This window comes from Microbispora sp. NPDC046933 (assembly GCF_040644635.1).
GTDB lineage: Bacteria > Actinomycetota > Actinomycetes > Streptosporangiales > Streptosporangiaceae > Microbispora.
The window spans coordinates 263,746-280,716 of sequence record NZ_JBEYWW010000001.1; the positions used below are offsets into that span (position 1 = coordinate 263,746).

General features: G+C 71.2%; 16 protein-coding genes. 5 read left to right on the top strand and 11 right to left on the bottom strand.

Going from position 1 to position 16,971, the window contains the following annotated elements:
- The first annotated feature begins 324 nt into the window (after window positions 1-324).
- The gene (locus ABZ857_RS01120; RefSeq protein ID WP_357035477.1) at window positions 325-2,208 is read left to right on the top strand and encodes a BTAD domain-containing putative transcriptional regulator; all 1,884 of its coding nucleotides are present in this window, start codon (window positions 325-327) and stop codon (window positions 2,206-2,208) included.
- A 54-nt stretch (window positions 2,209-2,262) separates the two neighbouring features.
- Here the strand turns inward: ABZ857_RS01120 and ABZ857_RS01125 are convergent, their stop codons facing one another.
- The 6 genes from ABZ857_RS01125 to ABZ857_RS01150 all read right to left on the bottom strand — a co-directional run bounded on the left by ABZ857_RS01125 (window position 2,263) and on the right by ABZ857_RS01150 (window position 7,131).
- Window positions 2,263-2,442 (bottom strand): hypothetical protein, encoded by a 180-nt coding sequence (locus ABZ857_RS01125; RefSeq protein ID WP_357035480.1) that lies wholly within the window; start codon window positions 2,440-2,442, stop codon window positions 2,263-2,265.
- A 116-nt stretch (window positions 2,443-2,558) separates the two neighbouring features.
- Window positions 2,559-3,017 (bottom strand): S26 family signal peptidase, encoded by a 459-nt coding sequence (locus ABZ857_RS01130; protein ID WP_357035483.1) that lies wholly within the window; start codon window positions 3,015-3,017, stop codon window positions 2,559-2,561.
- Complete coding sequence (locus tag ABZ857_RS01135; RefSeq protein ID WP_357035486.1) at window positions 3,014-4,900, bottom strand: ABC transporter ATP-binding protein; 1,887 nt, start codon at window positions 4,898-4,900, stop codon at window positions 3,014-3,016. Before ABZ857_RS01135 ends, ABZ857_RS01130 begins: the two co-directional genes overlap by 4 nt.
- Window positions 4,897-5,439: a hypothetical protein gene (locus ABZ857_RS01140; protein ID WP_357035489.1), complete on the bottom strand. Its 543-nt coding sequence runs from the start codon at window positions 5,437-5,439 to the stop codon at window positions 4,897-4,899. The genes ABZ857_RS01135 and ABZ857_RS01140 overlap by 4 nt, the downstream gene beginning before the upstream one ends.
- 15 nt (window positions 5,440-5,454) lie before the next feature.
- Complete coding sequence (locus ABZ857_RS01145; RefSeq protein ID WP_357035492.1) at window positions 5,455-5,976, bottom strand: MauE/DoxX family redox-associated membrane protein; 522 nt, start codon at window positions 5,974-5,976, stop codon at window positions 5,455-5,457.
- A gap of 108 nt (window positions 5,977-6,084) precedes the next feature.
- Window positions 6,085-7,131, bottom strand: coding sequence for a HAMP domain-containing sensor histidine kinase (locus tag ABZ857_RS01150; RefSeq protein ID WP_357035495.1), 1,047 nt, complete (start codon window positions 7,129-7,131; stop codon window positions 6,085-6,087).
- Between the two features lie 654 nt (window positions 7,132-7,785).
- Between ABZ857_RS01150 and ABZ857_RS01155 the strand changes: the two genes are divergently transcribed.
- Window positions 7,786-9,393 carry an ABC-F family ATP-binding cassette domain-containing protein gene (locus tag ABZ857_RS01155; RefSeq protein WP_357035498.1) on the top strand — a complete coding sequence of 536 codons (1,608 nt, stop codon included), beginning with the start codon at window positions 7,786-7,788 and terminating at the stop codon, window positions 9,391-9,393.
- A 151-nt stretch (window positions 9,394-9,544) separates the two neighbouring features.
- Here ABZ857_RS01155 and ABZ857_RS01160 read toward each other — a convergent pair whose 3' ends face one another.
- Both ABZ857_RS01160 and ABZ857_RS01165 read right to left on the bottom strand, forming a co-directional pair.
- Entirely contained in the window at window positions 9,545-10,618 is a 1,074-nt protein-coding gene (locus ABZ857_RS01160) for an FUSC family protein (RefSeq protein ID WP_357035500.1), read from the bottom strand.
- Between the two features lie 216 nt (window positions 10,619-10,834).
- On the bottom strand, window positions 10,835-11,998 hold the full coding sequence (locus ABZ857_RS01165; RefSeq protein WP_357035503.1) for an acyl-CoA dehydrogenase family protein: 1,164 nt from the start codon (window positions 11,996-11,998) through the stop codon (window positions 10,835-10,837).
- Between the two features lie 225 nt (window positions 11,999-12,223).
- Between ABZ857_RS01165 and ABZ857_RS01170 the strand changes: the two genes are divergently transcribed.
- From ABZ857_RS01170 to ABZ857_RS01180, 3 genes are all read left to right on the top strand, one after another.
- Window positions 12,224-13,537 carry a UDP-glucose/GDP-mannose dehydrogenase family protein gene (locus ABZ857_RS01170; RefSeq protein ID WP_357035506.1) on the top strand — a complete coding sequence of 438 codons (1,314 nt, stop codon included), beginning with the start codon at window positions 12,224-12,226 and terminating at the stop codon, window positions 13,535-13,537.
- Window positions 13,538-13,674: 137 nt separating this feature from the next.
- The gene (locus ABZ857_RS01175) at window positions 13,675-14,055 is read left to right on the top strand and encodes a hypothetical protein (protein WP_357035509.1); all 381 of its coding nucleotides are present in this window, start codon (window positions 13,675-13,677) and stop codon (window positions 14,053-14,055) included.
- Window positions 14,052-14,549 carry a hypothetical protein gene (locus ABZ857_RS01180; protein ID WP_357035512.1) on the top strand — a complete coding sequence of 166 codons (498 nt, stop codon included), beginning with the start codon at window positions 14,052-14,054 and terminating at the stop codon, window positions 14,547-14,549. The genes ABZ857_RS01175 and ABZ857_RS01180 overlap by 4 nt, the downstream gene beginning before the upstream one ends.
- Window positions 14,550-14,661: 112 nt before the next feature.
- Here the strand turns inward: ABZ857_RS01180 and purE are convergent, their stop codons facing one another.
- The 3 genes from purE to ABZ857_RS01195 form a co-directional block, all read right to left on the bottom strand.
- Complete coding sequence (purE, locus tag ABZ857_RS01185) at window positions 14,662-15,165, bottom strand: 5-(carboxyamino)imidazole ribonucleotide mutase (protein ID WP_357035515.1); 504 nt, start codon at window positions 15,163-15,165, stop codon at window positions 14,662-14,664.
- The gene (locus ABZ857_RS01190; protein WP_357035518.1) at window positions 15,158-16,324 is read right to left on the bottom strand and encodes a 5-(carboxyamino)imidazole ribonucleotide synthase; all 1,167 of its coding nucleotides are present in this window, start codon (window positions 16,322-16,324) and stop codon (window positions 15,158-15,160) included. The genes purE and ABZ857_RS01190 overlap by 8 nt, the downstream gene beginning before the upstream one ends.
- A gap of 212 nt (window positions 16,325-16,536) precedes the next feature.
- Window positions 16,537-16,854, bottom strand: coding sequence for a hypothetical protein (locus ABZ857_RS01195; RefSeq protein WP_357035521.1), 318 nt, complete (start codon window positions 16,852-16,854; stop codon window positions 16,537-16,539).
- Window positions 16,855-16,971: the final 117 nt, after the last annotated feature.

Below are 16,971 nucleotides of genomic sequence, written 5' to 3' on the forward strand. Positions count from 1 at the left end.
CCCTAATCACGCGCCCGGCAGGACCGCGGTCCGCGGGCGGCGGCGACCCGAGCCGGGGTCGCGGCGCCGCACGGGACAGACACAGAACAAAGCTCCACCGGACATCCCCGGCCACATCCCGAGCAGTCTTCCGGCCGTGGATCGCCTCGGAGCCCGCCGCGTCCCGGACTGTTCCGGACACTCGCGGACCTTGTGAGAGCTCGCAGGGCCAGCGATCTTCGTTGTGCTTTCCCCAGACGCTCCTCGCGAGACGCCCATGGAGGTCCCCTCGTGCACCGATCATCGGGTGAAGCGAACGTCCGCCCCCGGCTTCCGGAGGGAGGATTGAACTTCCGGTTCGGGTTGCTGGGCCCGGTCGAGGTCAGGAGGAACGGCAGGCTGGTCCCGCTCGGCTCACCCAAACAGCGCGCCCTGCTGACCGCGCTGCTGCTCGAACCCAACCGGGTCGTGTCGATCGACCGGCTGGTCATGGCCCTGTGGGACGAGGAGCCGCCCCGCTCCGCCGTCGCCAACGTCCGCACCTACGTCAACCGGCTGCGCCGCGCGCTCGGCGAAGGCGACCGGCTGACGGCCCGGCCGCCCGGCTACGTCCTCGCCGTGCACGCCGGCGAGCTCGACGTGACCGAGTTCGCCGATGCCCTGCGGCAGGGCAAGCAGGCGCTGTCCGCCGGGTGGCCGGAGGCGGCGCTGCGGCACCTGTCGGCGGCCCTCACCCGGTGGCGGGGCGCACCGGCCGAGGACGTGCCCAGGTCGGCGGCGCTCGGCCCGCGCCTGGACGCGCTCGCCGAGCAGCGCTGCCTGGCCCTGGAGGCGCGGGCCGAGGCCCGCCTCATGCGGGGCGAGCACGCCGACGCGGTGCCGGAGCTCCGTGAGACGGTGGCCGCCTATCCCACCAGGGAGCGACTGTGGGGCAGCCTCATGCTCGCGTTGTACCGCACCGGCGACTCCGCGGCCGCGCTGGCCGCCTATGGGCAGGCGCGAACGTCTCTGGCGGAGGAGCTGGGCGTCGAGCCCGGACCGGAGCTGGCCGAGCTGCACCGGAGCATACTCAACCGGGACCCCGCGCTCTGTCCGGTTTCCCCGCTTCCCGCCCTCGACCCGTCCCGAGCGGCGTCCGTGCCGAAAGCGGGGCCGAAAGCGGGGCCGAAAGCAGGGCCGAAAGCAGGGCCGGAAGCGAGGCCGAAAACGGGGCCGGCGCCGGTCGCGGGTCCCGGATGTCTCGTGGGCCGGGAGTTCGAGCTGGATGAGCTCGTGGCCGCGATCGCCGTCTCTCCCCCGCGGCCCGTCGCCGTACACGGCCCGGCGGGGGTGGGCAAGTCGGCCCTGGCCCTGCATGCCGTCCAGGTGGCGGCGCCGGACTTCCCCGGCGGCGTGCTCCACGTCGATCTGCGGTCCCTTCCCCGGCCCGGCGCGTACGAGACGCTCGCGCGGCTGCTCAGCCTGCTGGGGCTGGCGGTCGACCAGATCGCTCCGGACCTCGGCGACGCGGTGCTCCAGTTCAGAACCGCCACGACCACGAGGCGGGTGCTCGTCCTCCTTGACAACGCCACCGGCGAGGGGCAACTGCGTCCTCTGATCGACGCCTGCCCGGACTGCTGGTTCGTCATCACCAGCCGGACGGTGCTCGCGGCGCTCGACGATGTCGACCATCTGCCGCTCGCTCCCCTGACGGACGACGCGGCGTACGAGCTGCTGGTCCGGCTCTGCGGCCGGGACCGGGTCGACCCCGAGCAGGTGAGGAGAGTGACCCGGCTCTGCGACAACCTGCCGCTCGCGCTGCGGATCGCGGGCAAGCGACTGGCCGTCAGGCGGGAGTGGACGCTGGCGGCGTTCGCCGACATGCTGGCCGACGACGAGCACCGGCTCAACCTGCTGACCTGCGGTGATCTTTCCGTTCGGAGCGCCATCGACCTCGACTACCAGGCCCTGCTGCAGTGCGGGGGAACGGCGGACGGCAGCGCGCTCGCCCTGTTCCACCGCCTCGGCGAGCGAGGCATGGCCGACTGCGGGTCGGCGACCGCGGCGGGGCTCCTCGGGTGCGACCGGCGGACGGCGTGGACGGCGCTCGGCAGGCTGGCCGATCTCCGCCTGATGAAGTCGACGGCCCCCGACCATTACCGGATGAACGGCCTCACCCGCCTGTACGCCATGGAGATCGCCCGAACCGCCGGAAAACGCGAGAGCGGCAATTCGGCGGCCTTCGTTTAGGGGCGGCGCGAAAGCGGAGCGCCCCGCTTTCACGGGGCGCTCCGCTGTGCTCGTTCAGCAGGTGTATCGCCACGGAGTGCAGTAGCGGCCGCCGGGGATCTCCGACCCGCTGCAGCAGTAGCGCTGGACACAGGTCCCCGAGTACTCGTACCAGCAGTTGATCGCCTCCGCGCGGGTGGCCGGGACCAGCCGGGCGACCATCCGGTCCGCCAGCCGCTGAATCGTCCGTGTCATTCGCTTCCTCCTTTGAAGGACTCCTTTTCACCGACGTTAGGAGCGACTTCGGTCACGGACATACCACCTCCATACACCGACGCTTGTATGGATTGTTCGCGGCGGAATTTCGCGATTCACGCGTTCAGCCGCCGGAGCACGACACCCGCGATCCGGCTCTCGGGGAGGAGCCCCCACTGCCGGGAGTCGGTGCTCCGCGACGGGTTGTCCCCGAGGACGAGCAGCCGCCCCGGCGGCACGTGGACCTCTCCCAGGGCCTCTCCCAACGCCTCGAATCCCGGAGGGATCGGATCCCCGGCCACGGCCGCGGCCCGCTTGATCACCAGATTCGTGCCGCCGTCGAGCACGATGCCCTCCCCCGGGCCCACGCGGGAGATGACGACGATGTCCCCGCGCCGGACGCGCCGGCCGGACCGGCCGGGCCGCAGCCTCCGCACGAGGACCCGGTCGCCGGGCCACAGACCGGGCTCCATGCTCTCCCCCTGAACCTCGACGACGCGCAGGGTCCGCCTGACCGCCGTGACGGCGGCGGCCGAGAGCGCCGTCGCGAGGAGGACGAGCAGGACCGGTGTCATCGCGCCCCCGAGAGCCGGTCGTGCGGGGCGTCCGCGTCCCGCTCCTCCCGCTGCCGGTATCCCTCCGCCTGCAGGGTGAACAGGTGGGCGTAGATCCCGCCGCGCGCCAGCAGCCCGGCGTGCGTGCCCTGCTCGGCGACCTGCCCGCCGTCGAGGACCACGATGTGGTCCGCGTCGCGCACGGCGCCGAGCCGATGGCTGATCAGCACGCTCGTGCGCCCGCGGCGGTGCTCCCTCAGGCTCTGGTGGATCTCGTGCTCCGCCTCGGCGTCGAGGCCCGAGCTGGGCTCGTCCAGGATCAGCAGATCCCGCTCGCCCCGCAGGTAGGCGCGGGCGAGGGCGAGCCGCTGCCACTGCCCGCCCGACAGGTGGACGCCCGCCCCGGCGCCGCCGTCCTCCGCGGAGTCGTCCGCGAGGTCGGCGAAGACACGCGACAGCATGGTGTCGTATCCCCGGGGCAGACCGCTCACGGCGTCGTGCGCGCCCGCCCGCCGCGCCGCCGCCTCGATCCTGCCCCGGTCGTCCATCGCGGTGAGATCGCCCAGGCCGATGTTCTCGGCCGCGGTCATGTCGTACTCCATGTAGTCCTGGAACACCGCCCCGATCCGGGCGCGCAGCTCCGCCGGGTCCATCTCCCTGAGATCGATCCCGTCCCAGAGGATCGAGCCGCGCTCCGGGTCGTACATCCGGCACAGGAGCTTGACCACGGTGCTCTTGCCCGCACCGTTCCTCCCGACGAGCGCCACCGCGGCGCCGTACGGGATGGTCAGGCTGACGCCGCGCAGGGCCCAGGGGTGGCCGGGCGAGTAGCGGAACCACACGTCCTTTAGCTCGATCCCCCGGCGCAGCGGGCCGGCTCGCCGGGGCCGGGCCGGGACCGGCAGGTCCGGCTCGGCGTCCAGGACGGCGAGGTAGTGGCCGAACAGCAGCAGTTGCTGATGCACGGTGGCGAGTTCGATGACGAGACCGCCGGCCGCCGCCTGGACTCCGGCGACGGCGGCCACGAACAGCGCCACGTCGCCGATCCCGCCCGTGCCGTTCGCGGCGGAGACGAGAACCCACAGCAGGCCGCCCCCGGCTGCCAGCGCCGCCGCCGTCCCGGTGATCGCCTGGACGCCGAGCTCGCGCCGGTCGGTGCGGCTCCGCTCGGCGTTCGCGGCCCGCCGCTGGGCGTTCATCAGCCCGCGCAGGTGCGCCCCGATGCCGAAGAGTCTCAGCTCCTTGGCCGCCCGGACGTTGACGAGAAGCTCGCCGAAGAAGAACTCGCGGCGCTCGACCGGACCGATGCCCCACAGCATCGCGGCACGCCGCCGGGACAGCCAGAGCTCCGCGGCCAGAGACGGCGCCGCGGCGCCGACCACGAGGACGGCCGTCCACGGGCTTATCGTCACGAGGGAGACGAGGAACCCGGCACCGGTCATCACCGTCCTGGCGGTGCCCAGGGCGGCGGAGACCACCATGCCCGGGGTCGCCCCGCCGTACTGCTGGGCCATCCGGATCCGGTCGAGGAACGCGGGGTCCTCGAACCTGGCGAGGCCGACGAACCGCTCGGTGGCCCGGAAGAGGCGGTCCTGGGCGACGAGACCGACCCTGCGCCCGCTCTCGTCCCTGACGTACTGGACGATCTGCGGCCCGAGCGCCGTCAGCACCCCGCACCCGGCGAGCGCGACGCCCAGGGCCGCCGTCACGCCGATCCTGGGCCGGCCGCCGGCGATCTCGTCGAGGACCAGCTTGGTGCACCAGGCGGTCGTCACCGGCAGGGCGGCCATGAGCGTGCTGAGGGCGGCGAAGGCGGTGGTCAGCCCCCTGCTCGCCCGCCAGGCCATGCCGAGAGCGGTGACCACCGCCCGCACTCCGGCCAGGCCCCGCATCTGCGCCGTCACGCGTGCGCGGGGATCTTGTCGAGGTCCTCGAGAGTGGTCCCGCTGGCGACGACCCTCCCGCGCTCGTCGACGAGGGCGACGGACGGGAAGCCGTTCACCTGCAGCGCCTTCGTCAGGCCGGTGCCGTACTCCTCGATCAGCACCAGGGCGACCGGCTCCAGCACCCGCCGCTCGTCCGCCACCTCCTCCTCCGTACCGACGAGCACGGCGAGCACGTTGCCGCGCCCTCCCTGGAAGGAGCGCGCGCGCTCGGCGAACTGCGGCAGGCGTTCCTCGCAGGCGGAGCAGCCGGGCGAGAAGACGCCGACGAGGACCGGCTCGGTCAGCGTCTCGTGGGAGACGTGGACGCCGTCGGTGCTCACCGCGGAGAAGCCGCCGATCATCGCCCCGGGCGGGAGCACGATCGGCGGGGACCCCACCGGTCTCGCCGACAGCATCTCTTCGTGCGCCCGCAACCGCCGGATCACCCCGACCGTCAGCACCAGGTCGATCAGGCACAGCACGCCGACGCCCAGCACGAGCGCTGTCAGGAACGGCATGAGGGACTACCTCCGTCAGGGTGTACTGGTGAAGAGACCGGCGATCTCGCCGGTCGCGGACAGCAGGACCGCCGCGGCTCCGGCCGCCAGGGCGACCGCGGCGAGCCCGGCCGGCCCGAGGCCGGCGGGGACGGCGCCGGTCCCGGCCTGGACCGCTCCGGCCCCCGCCGCGACGACGAGCACGGCGTTGCGCGCGAGATGACCGGGGCCCACCGGAACGGCGGAGGCGCCGAAGCAGCGGCAGGGCACCCGCCTGCCGCGCCGCAGGGCGACGACGATGGCCACGGTGAAGGCCACGAGCAGCCCGAGCGCGATGCAGAAGCCGGCGAGCACGGTGGGCCCCCAGGCCAGCAGCGGCGCGACGGCGACCTCGGCGGCGACGACGAGCGCCGCGACGGGCCGGGCGGGCAGCCGCGCGAGGGCGCGGGTGGCCACCGTGAACTCCTCGTACGCCGCCCGCCCGCGCAGCTTGCTCACCGCGGACATGAGGAAGACGATCCCCGTGAGCAGTCGGCAGAAGGCGTAGAGATAGGCCACGGGCGTCCTCATCCCCGGTTCGGGCGGTCGGGTCGCCCTCCACGCTAGGAACCGCCGCGGGACACGGGATATACGACGGCTACACGCCGCGATGTATCGGGCCGCGCGTCACCTGCCACCCCCCGCCAAGGCGGCCGGCCGGGGGAAGCACGCGACGAACCGTGCCCCGGACGGGCTGTCTTCGAGGGTGAGGGTGCCGCCGTGGTCTTCGGCGATCTGCCGGGCGATCGGCAGGCCCAGACCGCTGCCGCCGGTGTCTTTGGCACGCGCCTCCTGCAGGCGGGCGAAGCGCTCGAAGATGAACTCCCGCTGCTCGCGCGGCACCCCGCTCCCGTCGTCGTAGACCTCCAGCACCGCCGCGTCGCCCCGGTGCTCGACGGTGACCATGACCGTGGAGCGGGCGTGGCGTTCGGCGTTGTCCAAGAGGTTGTGCAGCAGCCGGGTGAGACCGATCCGCTCTCCGTAGACCATCACGCCGCTACTGAGCCTCCTGACCACCCTGATCTTGCTGTTGCGATGGTCGAGCTCGCCGTCCACCAGGACGGCGAGGTTGAGGAGGTCGTGCCGGCCGACGACGCCCGCGTCAAGCCGGGAGATCTCCAGCAGGTTGGCCACCAGGTCCTGCAGCCGCTCGACGGACTCCAGCAGCCTGCCCGCGGTTTCCACCCAGTCGGTCTCCTCCCGCCCCATGAGCGCCTCCTCGATCTCGGTACGCATCGCCGCGAGCGGGTTGCGCAGGTCGTGGGAGGTGTTCGAGGCGAACCGCAACTGGTCCTGGATCGCCACCTGGGCCCGCTCCAGCGTCTGGTTGGTGGTCTGCGCGAGTTCCATGAACTCGTCGTGATGGCTCGGCAGCGGAACCCTCTCGCTCAGGTCGCACGCCCGGATCGTGGCGAGTTTCCCGCTGATGGCGCGCACCGGCCGCAGGGTCCTGCTCATCAGCCAGTACGTCCCGACGGCGGTGGCCGTGATCAGCAGAAGTGACCCACCGACGAGTCCAGCCAGTGCGGCCGGGCTGTCGTAGCGCGCGACCCCGGGAGCGGCCATCGACAGCAGCAGGGTGGCGCAGACGCAGACCACCGCCATGACGGCGCTCGCCACGGTGGTGACACGGGTTTTGACGGAGCAGTGATGCCACGCTCTCAAGCTGATCATCCCGGAAACACCCTGGATGTAGCCGTGAAGGTCTAGCTAACCAAACAGTAGCCCAGCACGCGGGCTCACCAGCCGGGACCCTCCACCCCATCTCCTCCCCCGTCTCTGCGGGCCGGCCGTGCGGGTGGGCGGGCCGGGGGCGGCTCCGGCGTCGGCGGCCTGAGCGCCGAAAGGGCTGATCCTGTACCCGCCCGCCGGACGAGCGGCCCTTCGCGACTGCTAGCATCCGGGTCATGGAGATCGAGGTCGACAGAATCTAGCCACCGAACTGCCGGTGGCTTTCACCTGTGGTGAGCATCGCTCCCTCATCGGTGATGACTGTTCTCTCCCCGCAGGGCCGTCGGCTCGCCGATTCATGGCGTTGACCTTCCTGCGTGAACCCCGCCGGCACGTTCGCACCGCACCGGCCTCGGTCATGAGTCTGTGCCCGCGAACGCACGTGATGTCGATCTCGTCGTCCCTCCGGCTTCTCTCCGCTCCGGCAGCGGACCCGTCCGGTGTCGCACGTCGGCGGGCTTCCCCGCCGCCGGGATCGACTCCGTCACCACACTGACGCCTGGCCAGAGGTCGGTTGCCCCTGTCAGCTTCGCCGGCTTTCGCAACCGTCGTGCGCCCGTCCCGCCGTGACGGGTAGAGAGAAGAGAACCACCGACAATGTCCACCAAGTCCGCCATCACCCTCCGCGACCTGACATTCGAATGGCCCGACGGCAGCGTCGCGCTCTCCGGCGTCAACGGCACGTTCACGACCGGTCGCACCGGCCTGATCGGCCGCAACGGCGCCGGGAAGTCGACCCTGCTGCGGCTGATCGCCGGAATCCTGACCCCGACAGCCGGCCAGATCGACACGATCGGCGAGGTCGGCTACCTGCCGCAGACGCTCACCCTCCACCAGGAGACGACCATCGCCGGGCTCCTCGGCATCGACGGCGTCCTCGCGGCGATCCGAGCGATCGAGGCCGGCGACGTCGACGAGCGGCACTTCGACACCATCGGCGACGACTGGGACATCGAGGCGCGAGCCGACGAGGCGCTGCACCAGATCGGCTTCGCCGCCACAGATCTGGACCGCCGGATCGCCGAAGTCTCGGGCGGAGAAGCGATGCTCATCGCCATCACCGGCCTGCGCGTCCGCCGCACTCCGATCACGCTGCTCGACGAGCCCACCAACAACCTTGACCGGCCCACCCGAGCCAAGCTCGCCGAGTTCGTGGACGAATGGCCCGGGACCCTCGTCGTCGTCAGCCACGACCTCGAACTACTGGAGCACATGGAGAACACCACCGAGCTCTACGCCGGGAACCTCGACACCTTCGGTGGCCCCTACAGCGCGTGGAAGGAGCACCTGGAACAGGAGCAGGCCGCCGCCGTCCAGGCCGCTCGTTCGGCCCAGCAGGCGCTCAAGGTCGAGAAACGCCAGCGGGTCGAGGCCGAGACCAAGCTCGCCCGCAGGGAGCGCACCGCCAAGAAGACGCAGAAGGACGGAGGCATCCCGAAGATCCTGGCCGGCAACCGGGCCAGCAGGGCGCAGGCATCCGCCGGAGCGCTGCGCTCCACCCTCGACGACAAAATCCAGTCCGCCCAGGCCGCCGTGGACGCCGCCGACGCACGCGTCCGCGAGGACGAGCACATCAATCTCACGCTTCCCGACCCCGACGTACCGCGTGGCCGCCGCCTCGCCGAGTTCCACGACGAAGACCGCACCGTGGTTGTCCAGGGACCGGAGCGGGTCGCTCTCGTCGGGCCGAACGGTGCCGGGAAGTCGACATTGGTCGAACAGCTCGTCCACGGCGGAACGCCGGCTCCCGGCCGAGCACACGGAAGACTCCTGACCGATCTCGTCGGCTACCTGCCCCAGCGCCTCGACGGGCTCGACGAGGACGCGAGCGCGATCGCGAACGTGCAGTCGGTCGCTCCCGGCACGCCGGCCGGAACGATCCGCAACCAGCTCGCCCGTCTGCTACTTCGCGGGGACAGCGCCGACCGTCCGGTCAGCACGCTCTCGGGCGGCGAACGCTTCCGGGTCTCGCTCGCGAAGCTCCTTCTGGCTGAGCCGCCCGCCCAGCTGCTGATCCTCGACGAACCCACCAACAACCTCGACATCGCCAGCGTCGAGCAACTCGCGGAAGCACTCGACGCCTACCGCGGAGCCCTCCTCGTCGTCAGCCACGACTTCACGTTCCTCGAACGGATCGGGATCGACACGGTCCTTGAACTCGGCACGGACGGGCGCATGCGCCAACGTCCCGGCCTGAACCTCTGACGCCTCGGAGCGCGCACGACCAACCAGGCGGCGGAGCGTGGGACGCGCCGGCTCCCGGAGGGTCGTGCCGCTTCCCGAGCGGGCCGCTGAGGCGATCCAGTGCCACTGGTTTGCAGGGCCTTGAGGGCGACGGTGAGCAGGGCGTTCGATCTCAGCCGCGCATGCTCTCGTCGCTCAGCTCGTCCAGCGGGGTCAGCGTGGCCGAGGCCGCGTCGTGATCCATGCCGGTCGCCTCGAGCAGGTCGACGGCGATGGAGCGCAGCTGCGCGATGATGACGTTCGCCGAGAAGCCCAGGTTCTTGGGCCGCTCCCGTGCGGCGACGGCGAGCAACGCCTGCCTGGCCAACATCGGTTCGCGCCCGGCGCCCAGTTCGAGCTGGAGCAGCAGCGCCGCCTCCGAGACTTCGCGCAGCAACTCGGCCAGGGCGACCGGCGGCGGGCTCGCCTCCCCCATCGCCGCGAGCGTCCGGCGGACCAGCACCCGTGCGTTGCGCAGCGCCAGGTCCACCGGCACGGCGGCGGTCGTGTACCTGGCCAGTCTGGCCCGGTGATGCCAGCGCAGCGGCGAGATCCTGATGATCTCCTTGCTGTTCTCCAGCGCCGCCGCGAAATCCTCGACCGCGGTCTGGGTCCTGCGCCCGCACTCCAGTGCCTCGGCGGCCAGCTCCATATCGCCCTTCTCGATCGCCTCCGCCGCCTGTTCCAGCACAGTGGAGAAGGCGTCCAGCACGCCGGACAGATGTCTGCCCGCGATGGTGAGCGGGCTGGCGGGCAGCAGCGCGACCGCGGCGAGGCCGATGACGCCGCCGGTGAGCGCGTCGGCCATCCGGTCCAGTCCACCGGCGTCCTCGCCCGGCACCAGCATGGTGACCAGCACCGCGGACGACCCGACCTGCGACACGAACAGCTCACCGGTGTTCAGCAGCGCCGCGATGGTCATCGCCAGCGCGATCACGAGCGCCAACTGCCAGGGGCCCGAGCCGATCCAGGACACCAACACGTCGCCGATGCCCACGCCCAGACTGACGCCGACCACCAGCTCGGCCACCCTGCGCAGCCGCTGCCCGAACCCCAGACCCACGCAGATCATCACAGAGATGGGCGCGAAGAGGGGATGGGCGTGGCCGAGCAGATGAACGGCGACGATCCAGGCCAGCGCCGCGCCCACGGCACACTGCGCGATCGAGGGCACGATCAGGCCGAACGTGCCCAGCCGTTTCCTCACCTGATCACCGAGCCACGTTCGCACCCCTCCACGATCGCGGATCTTTATGACATTGGGATCACATTTGCCCCGGATTCTTCTGGTTCGACCCTTTCAGCAGAGGTAGGAGTGACCACGCCTCCCGCCTGTCGGGCACCCGGTGGCCGCCCCCGCGGCCGTTCGCCTGGCCTGACGGCCCCCGATGGGCCCGCAAGGCGAGGATCCGCTCTTCGAGGACTACTTGAGGAGCTGGCGGGCCATGACCATGCGCTGGATCTGGTTGGTGCCCTCGTAGATCTGGGTGATCTTGGCGTCGCGCATCATCCGCTCGACCGGGAAGTCGCGCGTGTAGCCGTACCCGCCCAGCAGCTGGACGGCGTCGACGGTGATCTCCATGGCGGCATCCGAGGCGGCGCACTTGGCGGCGCTGGAGAAGAACGTGAGGTCCTTGACCGGGGTGCCGTTCATGGCCAGCTCCGACTTGGCGGCGGCGGCGTAGGTGAGCTGGCGGGCGGCCTCCAGTTTCATCGCCATGTCGGCGAGCATGAACTGCAGGCCCTGGAAGTCGGCGATCGGCCGGCCGAACTGCCGGCGCTCCTTGACGTACCCGAGGGCGTAGTCCAGCGCGCCCTGGGCGATGCCGAGCGCCTGGGCGGCGATCGTGATGCGGGTGTGGTCGAGCGTGGCCAGGGCGGTCTTGAACCCCGTGCCCGGCTCGCCGATCATCCGCGAGGCGGGGATGCGGACGTTGTCCAGGATGACCTGGCGGGTGGGCGATGCCTTGATGCCGAGCTTCTTCTCCTTGGGCCCGAACGAGACGCCCTCGTCGTCCTTTTCCACCACGAACGCCGAGATGCCCCGGGCGCCGGCCGAGGGGTCGGTCACGGCCATGACCGTGTAGTACTGCGACACGCCCGCGTTGGTGATCCACATCTTGGTGCCGTTGAGCACGTAGTGGTCGCCGTCGCGCTCGGCCCTGGTCGTCATCGCGGCGGCGTCCGAGCCCGCCTCCGGCTCGCTCAGGGCGTAGGAGAACATGGCCTCCCCGCGGGCGACCGGTGTCAGGTAGCGCTGCTTGAGCTCCTCCGACGCCGACAGCAGCAGTGGCACGGTGCCCAGCTTGTTGACGGCCGGGATCAGCGAGGACGAGGCGCACGCGCGCGCGACCTCCTCGATCACGATCACGGTCGCGAGCGCGTCGGCGCCCGCCCCGTCGTACGCCTCGGGGATGTGGACGGCGTGCAGGTCGGCCGCGACGAGGTCCTTGTAGACCTCCCAGGGGAACTCCTCGTTCTCGTCGGCCGCCGCGGCACGCGGGGCGATCTTCTCGTCGGCGAGGGCCCGGACCGTCTCCCGGAGCATGAGATGTTCCTCAGCGGGGGCGTAGAGAGGGAAGCTCATAGCGCGATACTAGGACGTCCGACTAGAAAGTTACCAGTCAGTACGATCCCCTTCTTGACAGAACGCCCTGACAGGGGCGAGGAAGTGGTGGCCTGACATCGACCGGGCACGTCCGGAGCCGTACCGTGGGGGCCAAGGCTCCGGTTTGCCCAGGTGGTTCCCAGGGCAGTTGACTGGGCCGGTACCATGCCAGATCACAAAGAGTCGGTAAGAGGGGAGCATGCCGTGCCGTACCGCCTCACCGTGCTGGGGACCGGATATCTGGGTGCTACGCACGCGGCGTGCATGGCCGAACTGGGCTTCGAAGTGCTCGGTCTGGACGTGGACCAGAGCAAGATCGAACGGCTGCAGCGCGGCGAGCTGCCGATCCACGAGCCCGGCCTGCAGGAGCTCCTCCGCCGCAACCTCGACTCGGGCAGGCTGCGCTTCACCACCTCCTACGAGGAGGTGGCCAGGTTCGGCGACGTCCACTTCATCTGCGTGGGAACGCCCCAGAAGAAGGGCGAGTTCGCCGCCGACGTCTCCTACCTCGACGCGGTCGTCGAGTCGCTGGCCCCCCACCTCGACCGCGAGTGCCTGGTCGTGGGCAAGTCCACCGTGCCGGTGGGCACCGCCGAGCGCCTCGCGGACAAGCTCGTACGGCTCTCGCCCGCCGGGATGCAGGTCGAGCTGGCCTGGAACCCCGAGTTCCTGCGTGAGGGCTTCGCCGTGCAGGACACACTCCGCCCGGACCGGATCGTGCTCGGGGTCGCCTCCGAGCGGGCGGAGAAGGTGCTGCGGGACGTCTACGCGCCCCTGGGCGAAGTCCCGATCGTGGTGACCGACTTCCCCACGGCCGAGCTGGTGAAGTCGGCCGCGAACGCGTTCCTGGCCACGAAGATCTCGTTCATCAACGCCATGGCCGAGGTCTGCGAGGCCGCCGGCGGCGACGTCACGCAGCTGTCGCAGGCCCTGTCGTACGACGAGCGGATCGGCGGCAGATACCTCAACCCCGGCCTCGGTTTCGGCGGCGGCTGCCTGCCGAAGGACATCAGGGCGTTCACGGCCAGGGCCGACGAGCTCGGCGCCCACCAGGCGCTCGCCTTCCTCCGCGAGGTCGACGAGATCAACATGCGCCGCCGCACCCGGGTGGTCGACCTCACCCGCGACATCCTGGGCGGGGCGTTCGACGGCCGGAAGGTCGCGGTGCTGGGGGCGGCGTTCAAACCCAACTCCGACGACATCCGCGACTCGCCCGCGCTCGACGTGGCCGTGAAGATCGCAGAGCAGGGCGGGCAGGTCACGATCTACGACCCGGTCGCCCTGTCCAACGCGCGGGCGGCCCACCCGCACCTCGGGTACGCCGGGTCGGCGCTGGAGGCCGCCCGGGGGGCCGAGGTGGTGCTGCTGCTCACCGAGTGGCAGGAGTTCGTCGCCCTCGACCCCGAGGAGCTGGGCGGGACCGTCGCCGCTCGCGCGATCGTCGACGGCCGCAACGCGCTCGACGCGGACACCTGGCGCGACGCCGGCTGGGACTACCGCGCCCTCGGCCGCCCCTGATCCCGGTTCCGGCGAAATCGACCCCCTCAGGCGTCGGCAGAGGTGGCGGCCGGAACCCTTACCTGACATTGCGCGTTCACGTGGTTACTCTCTGCATCTGAAGGATGCGGGCCGCACACAGACGCAGGAGTAACAGCGTGAACACATCGAGCAGAACGCGGCGCTTCCGCGGGAAGACCGTGATCACCCTCGCCGCCGCGGCCGTCTGCGTGGGGTTCTGCCCCGCAACGGCTGCCACGGCCCTGGCTCACTCCAGCCTTCCCGGCCTGCCCCGGACCCCCACGGCGGACGACGCCAGGCAGAGGGTCATCGACCGGGCGAAGACCTGGAACCCGGGGACACCGCAGCGAGTGCCGTACGACCAGGGCAAGTACCACAACGGCTACCGCACGGACTGCTCCGGCTACGCCTCGATGGCGCTCGGGCTCAACCCTCCGGGACCGAACACCGTGGCGCTCGCCTCGCCGGCGGTGAGCAGCCCGATAGCGATGGCCGACCTGCTCCCGGCGATCTCGTGATCGACGCCACCGGCGACAACAACACCCGGCATGTGGTGATCTTCGAACGGTGGGCGAACCCCGCGCGCACGTCCTATTGGGCGTACGAGCAGCGCGGCGGTTACGGGACCGACCACCGCGTCCTCACCTACGGGCTGAAGCCGGGCAGCGAGTTCCACGCCTACCGGCCGCGGGTGCTCGGGGGCGGCGGCGCTCCCGGAACCGGTGGGAAATACTGGGTCGACACGTTCGCCGACGCGACCGGCTACCGAGAACCGAACACCAACGACCCGCAGGGCACCCTCAACAAGGGCACCAACTATGTGTACTGCCGGGTCTGGGGTGCCGAAGTCCGGCAGGGAAACCAGTTCAACCACTGGTGGCTGCGCACCGACCTGGACCGGACGAACCCCGGCAAGAACGGCCGGGGCGCCTACGTCTCCGCGTACTACCTCGCCAAATGGGGCAACGACGAAGCCAAGGACAACACCGGCCAGGACATCGCGAACTGCTGAGCCCAGTCTCGAAACCGTCCCACCGACCATGAGATCGGTGGGACGGTTCTCCGTCGCCTTCCGTGTCGCCCGCCAGCGTCCTCCGGCAGCACCCCTGTCGCGGAGACGAGCGCTACTCGCTCAGTCGCGCGGCCTCGGCGCGCAGCCGCTCGCCCTTGGCGTGCGCCTGGTCCCGCAGGGCGGCCTGGAACTCCTCCATCCGCCGCCGCAGCCCCTCGTCCGACGCCGCCAGGATCCGTACGGCGAGCAGCCCCGCGTTGCGGGCCCCGCCGACGGCGACGGTCGCCACGGGCACACCGGCGGGCATCTGGACGATCGACAGCAGCGAGTCCATGCCGTCCAGATACTTCAGCGGCACCGGGACCCCGATCACGGGCAGCGGGGTGACCGAGGCCAGCATGCCCGGCAGGTGGGCCGCGCCGCCCGCACCCGCGATGATCACCTTCAGCCCGCGCCCGGCGGCGCGGGAGCCGTACTCGATCATCTCCGCGGGCATGCGGTGCGCCGACACGACGTCGGCCTCGAAGGACACGCCGAACTCCGCGACCGCCTCGGCGGCCTGCCGCATCACCGGCCAGTCCGAGTCGCTCCCCATGACGATCCCGACGTCAGGCATCCACAGGTCCTCTCAGGCAGGTGACGGCGTGGTGGGCGCGGGCCCGCACCTCGTCGAGGTCGGTCCCGAGGGCGGTGACGTGCCCGATCTTGCGGCCGGGCCGGACGTCCTTGCCGTAGAAGTGGATCTTGATGCCCGGGTCGTTGGCCATCACGTGCTCGTACCGGGAGTACACGTCGGGGTCGGGGCCGCCGAGCAGGTTGGCCATGACGACGACCGGCGCGGTCATCGACGGCGACCCGAGCGGCAGGTTGAGCACGGCCCGCAGGTGCTGTTCGAACTGCGAGGTGCGGGCCCCCTCGATCGTCCAGTGGCCGCTGTTGTGCGGGCGCATGGCCAGCTCGTTGACCACGAGCCCGGTCTTCGTGGCGAACATCTCGACCGCGAGGAGCCCGGTCACGCCGAGGTCGCGGGCGATCGTGAGCGCGACACGCTGGGCGCCGGCCGCCTCCTCCTCGCCCAGGTCCGGCGCGGGCGCGATGACCTCGACGCAGATGCCGTCCTTCTGCACGGTCTCGACCACGGGATAGCTGACGCCCTGGCCGTGCGGGGACCGGGCGACCAGCACGGCGATCTCCCGCTCGAACGGGACGAACGCCTCGGCCAGCATGTCCACGCCCGTGGCGAGCGCCTCGCGCGCCTCCTCCGGGGACGAGCAGACCCACACGCCCCGGCCGTCGTAGCCGCCGCGAACGGCCTTCAGCACGACCGGCCAGCCGTGCTCCTCGGCGAACGCCTCCACACCGGCCAGGTCCTCGATCCGGGCCCACGCCGGGCAGGGCGCGCCGATCGCGGTGAGCCGCTCCCGCATGACCGCCTTGTCCTGCGCGTGGACCAGGGCGTCCGCCCCGGGGTGTACGGCGTGGCCGTCGGCGGCCAGGGCCCGGATGTGCTCGGTCGGCACGTGCTCGTGGTCGAAGGTGACGGCATCGCACCCCTTCGCGAACTCCCGGAGGTCGGCGAGGTCGCGGTAGTCGCCGAGGTGAGTGTCCACGATCACCTTGGCGGCGCTCTCGTCACGGGTGTTCGCGAGCACGCGCAGGTCGACGCCGAGCGCGATCGCGGCCTGCTGCGTCATCCTCGCCAGCTGGCCCGCGCCGACCATGCCCACCACGGGCGCGGCCACAGGTTTCGAAGGGGGAACGTTCGGGCTGTTCACGACACGTCAGCCTACCTAGTGCGCGCGAAAAACCGTCAGCCGGAGCCCCTAGCCGGAATCCTCGGTGACGTCGGCGAGGACCCGGCGCAGGCCGACCGTCGTCATCGTGTTGTCCTCGGCCACCTTGGTGGCCAGCACCAGGATCTCGCTGCCGGTGACGGTCGTGGGCGTGCCGCCGCTGCCCCCGTGTCCGTTCGCTCCGGCGGGATCGGTCAGGAACGCGACGTGCCGGGTGGGCGCGACCGGAACGCGGGCGCGGCGAGGCCCTGGCGGGCCGCCGCGCAGACACGGCTCCCGACAGTGCTCTCCAGGCCGGTGGTGAGGCGCTCGATCTCGGCGCAGTCCTCGCCCTTCCAGGCGTCGGACAGGTCGCCCTGGCCGTCGAAGGCCGCCTGCGCGTCGGCCGTGGTGATCCCGACCGTCGTGGGAGACGTGGCGCCGGGCTCGGCCGGGGTCTCGCGTACGCCCTCGGTTCCACACCCCGCGAGCAGGACGAGGCCGAGGCCGAGGGCCGTGAGTCTGCGCAACACGATGAAAGGCCACCCCTCCAGAACGCGCGCGTCCCCGAACGAAGTGGTCCCGGTCGGGCGAGAGCGTAGTGCGAAGACCGCCCGCTCATCCCGCATAGCAGGATTTTTCTTGAAATG

Coding starts and splice junctions, on each gene's coding strand:
- ABZ857_RS01125 (WP_357035480.1), bottom strand. CDS start 2,442: ATGACACGGACGATTCAGCGGCTGGCGGACCGGATGGTCGCCCGGCTG.
- ABZ857_RS01130 (WP_357035483.1), bottom strand. CDS start 3,017: ATGACACCGGTCCTGCTCGTCCTCCTCGCGACGGCGCTCTCGGCCGCC.
- ABZ857_RS01140 (WP_357035489.1), bottom strand. CDS start 5,439: ATGCCGTTCCTGACAGCGCTCGTGCTGGGCGTCGGCGTGCTGTGCCTG.
- ABZ857_RS01150 (WP_357035495.1), bottom strand. CDS start 7,131: ATGATCAGCTTGAGAGCGTGGCATCACTGCTCCGTCAAAACCCGTGTC.
- ABZ857_RS01155 (WP_357035498.1), top strand. CDS start 7,786: ATGTCCACCAAGTCCGCCATCACCCTCCGCGACCTGACATTCGAATGG.
- ABZ857_RS01165 (WP_357035503.1), bottom strand. CDS start 11,998: ATGAGCTTCCCTCTCTACGCCCCCGCTGAGGAACATCTCATGCTCCGG.
- purE (WP_357035515.1), bottom strand. CDS start 15,165: ATGCCTGACGTCGGGATCGTCATGGGGAGCGACTCGGACTGGCCGGTG.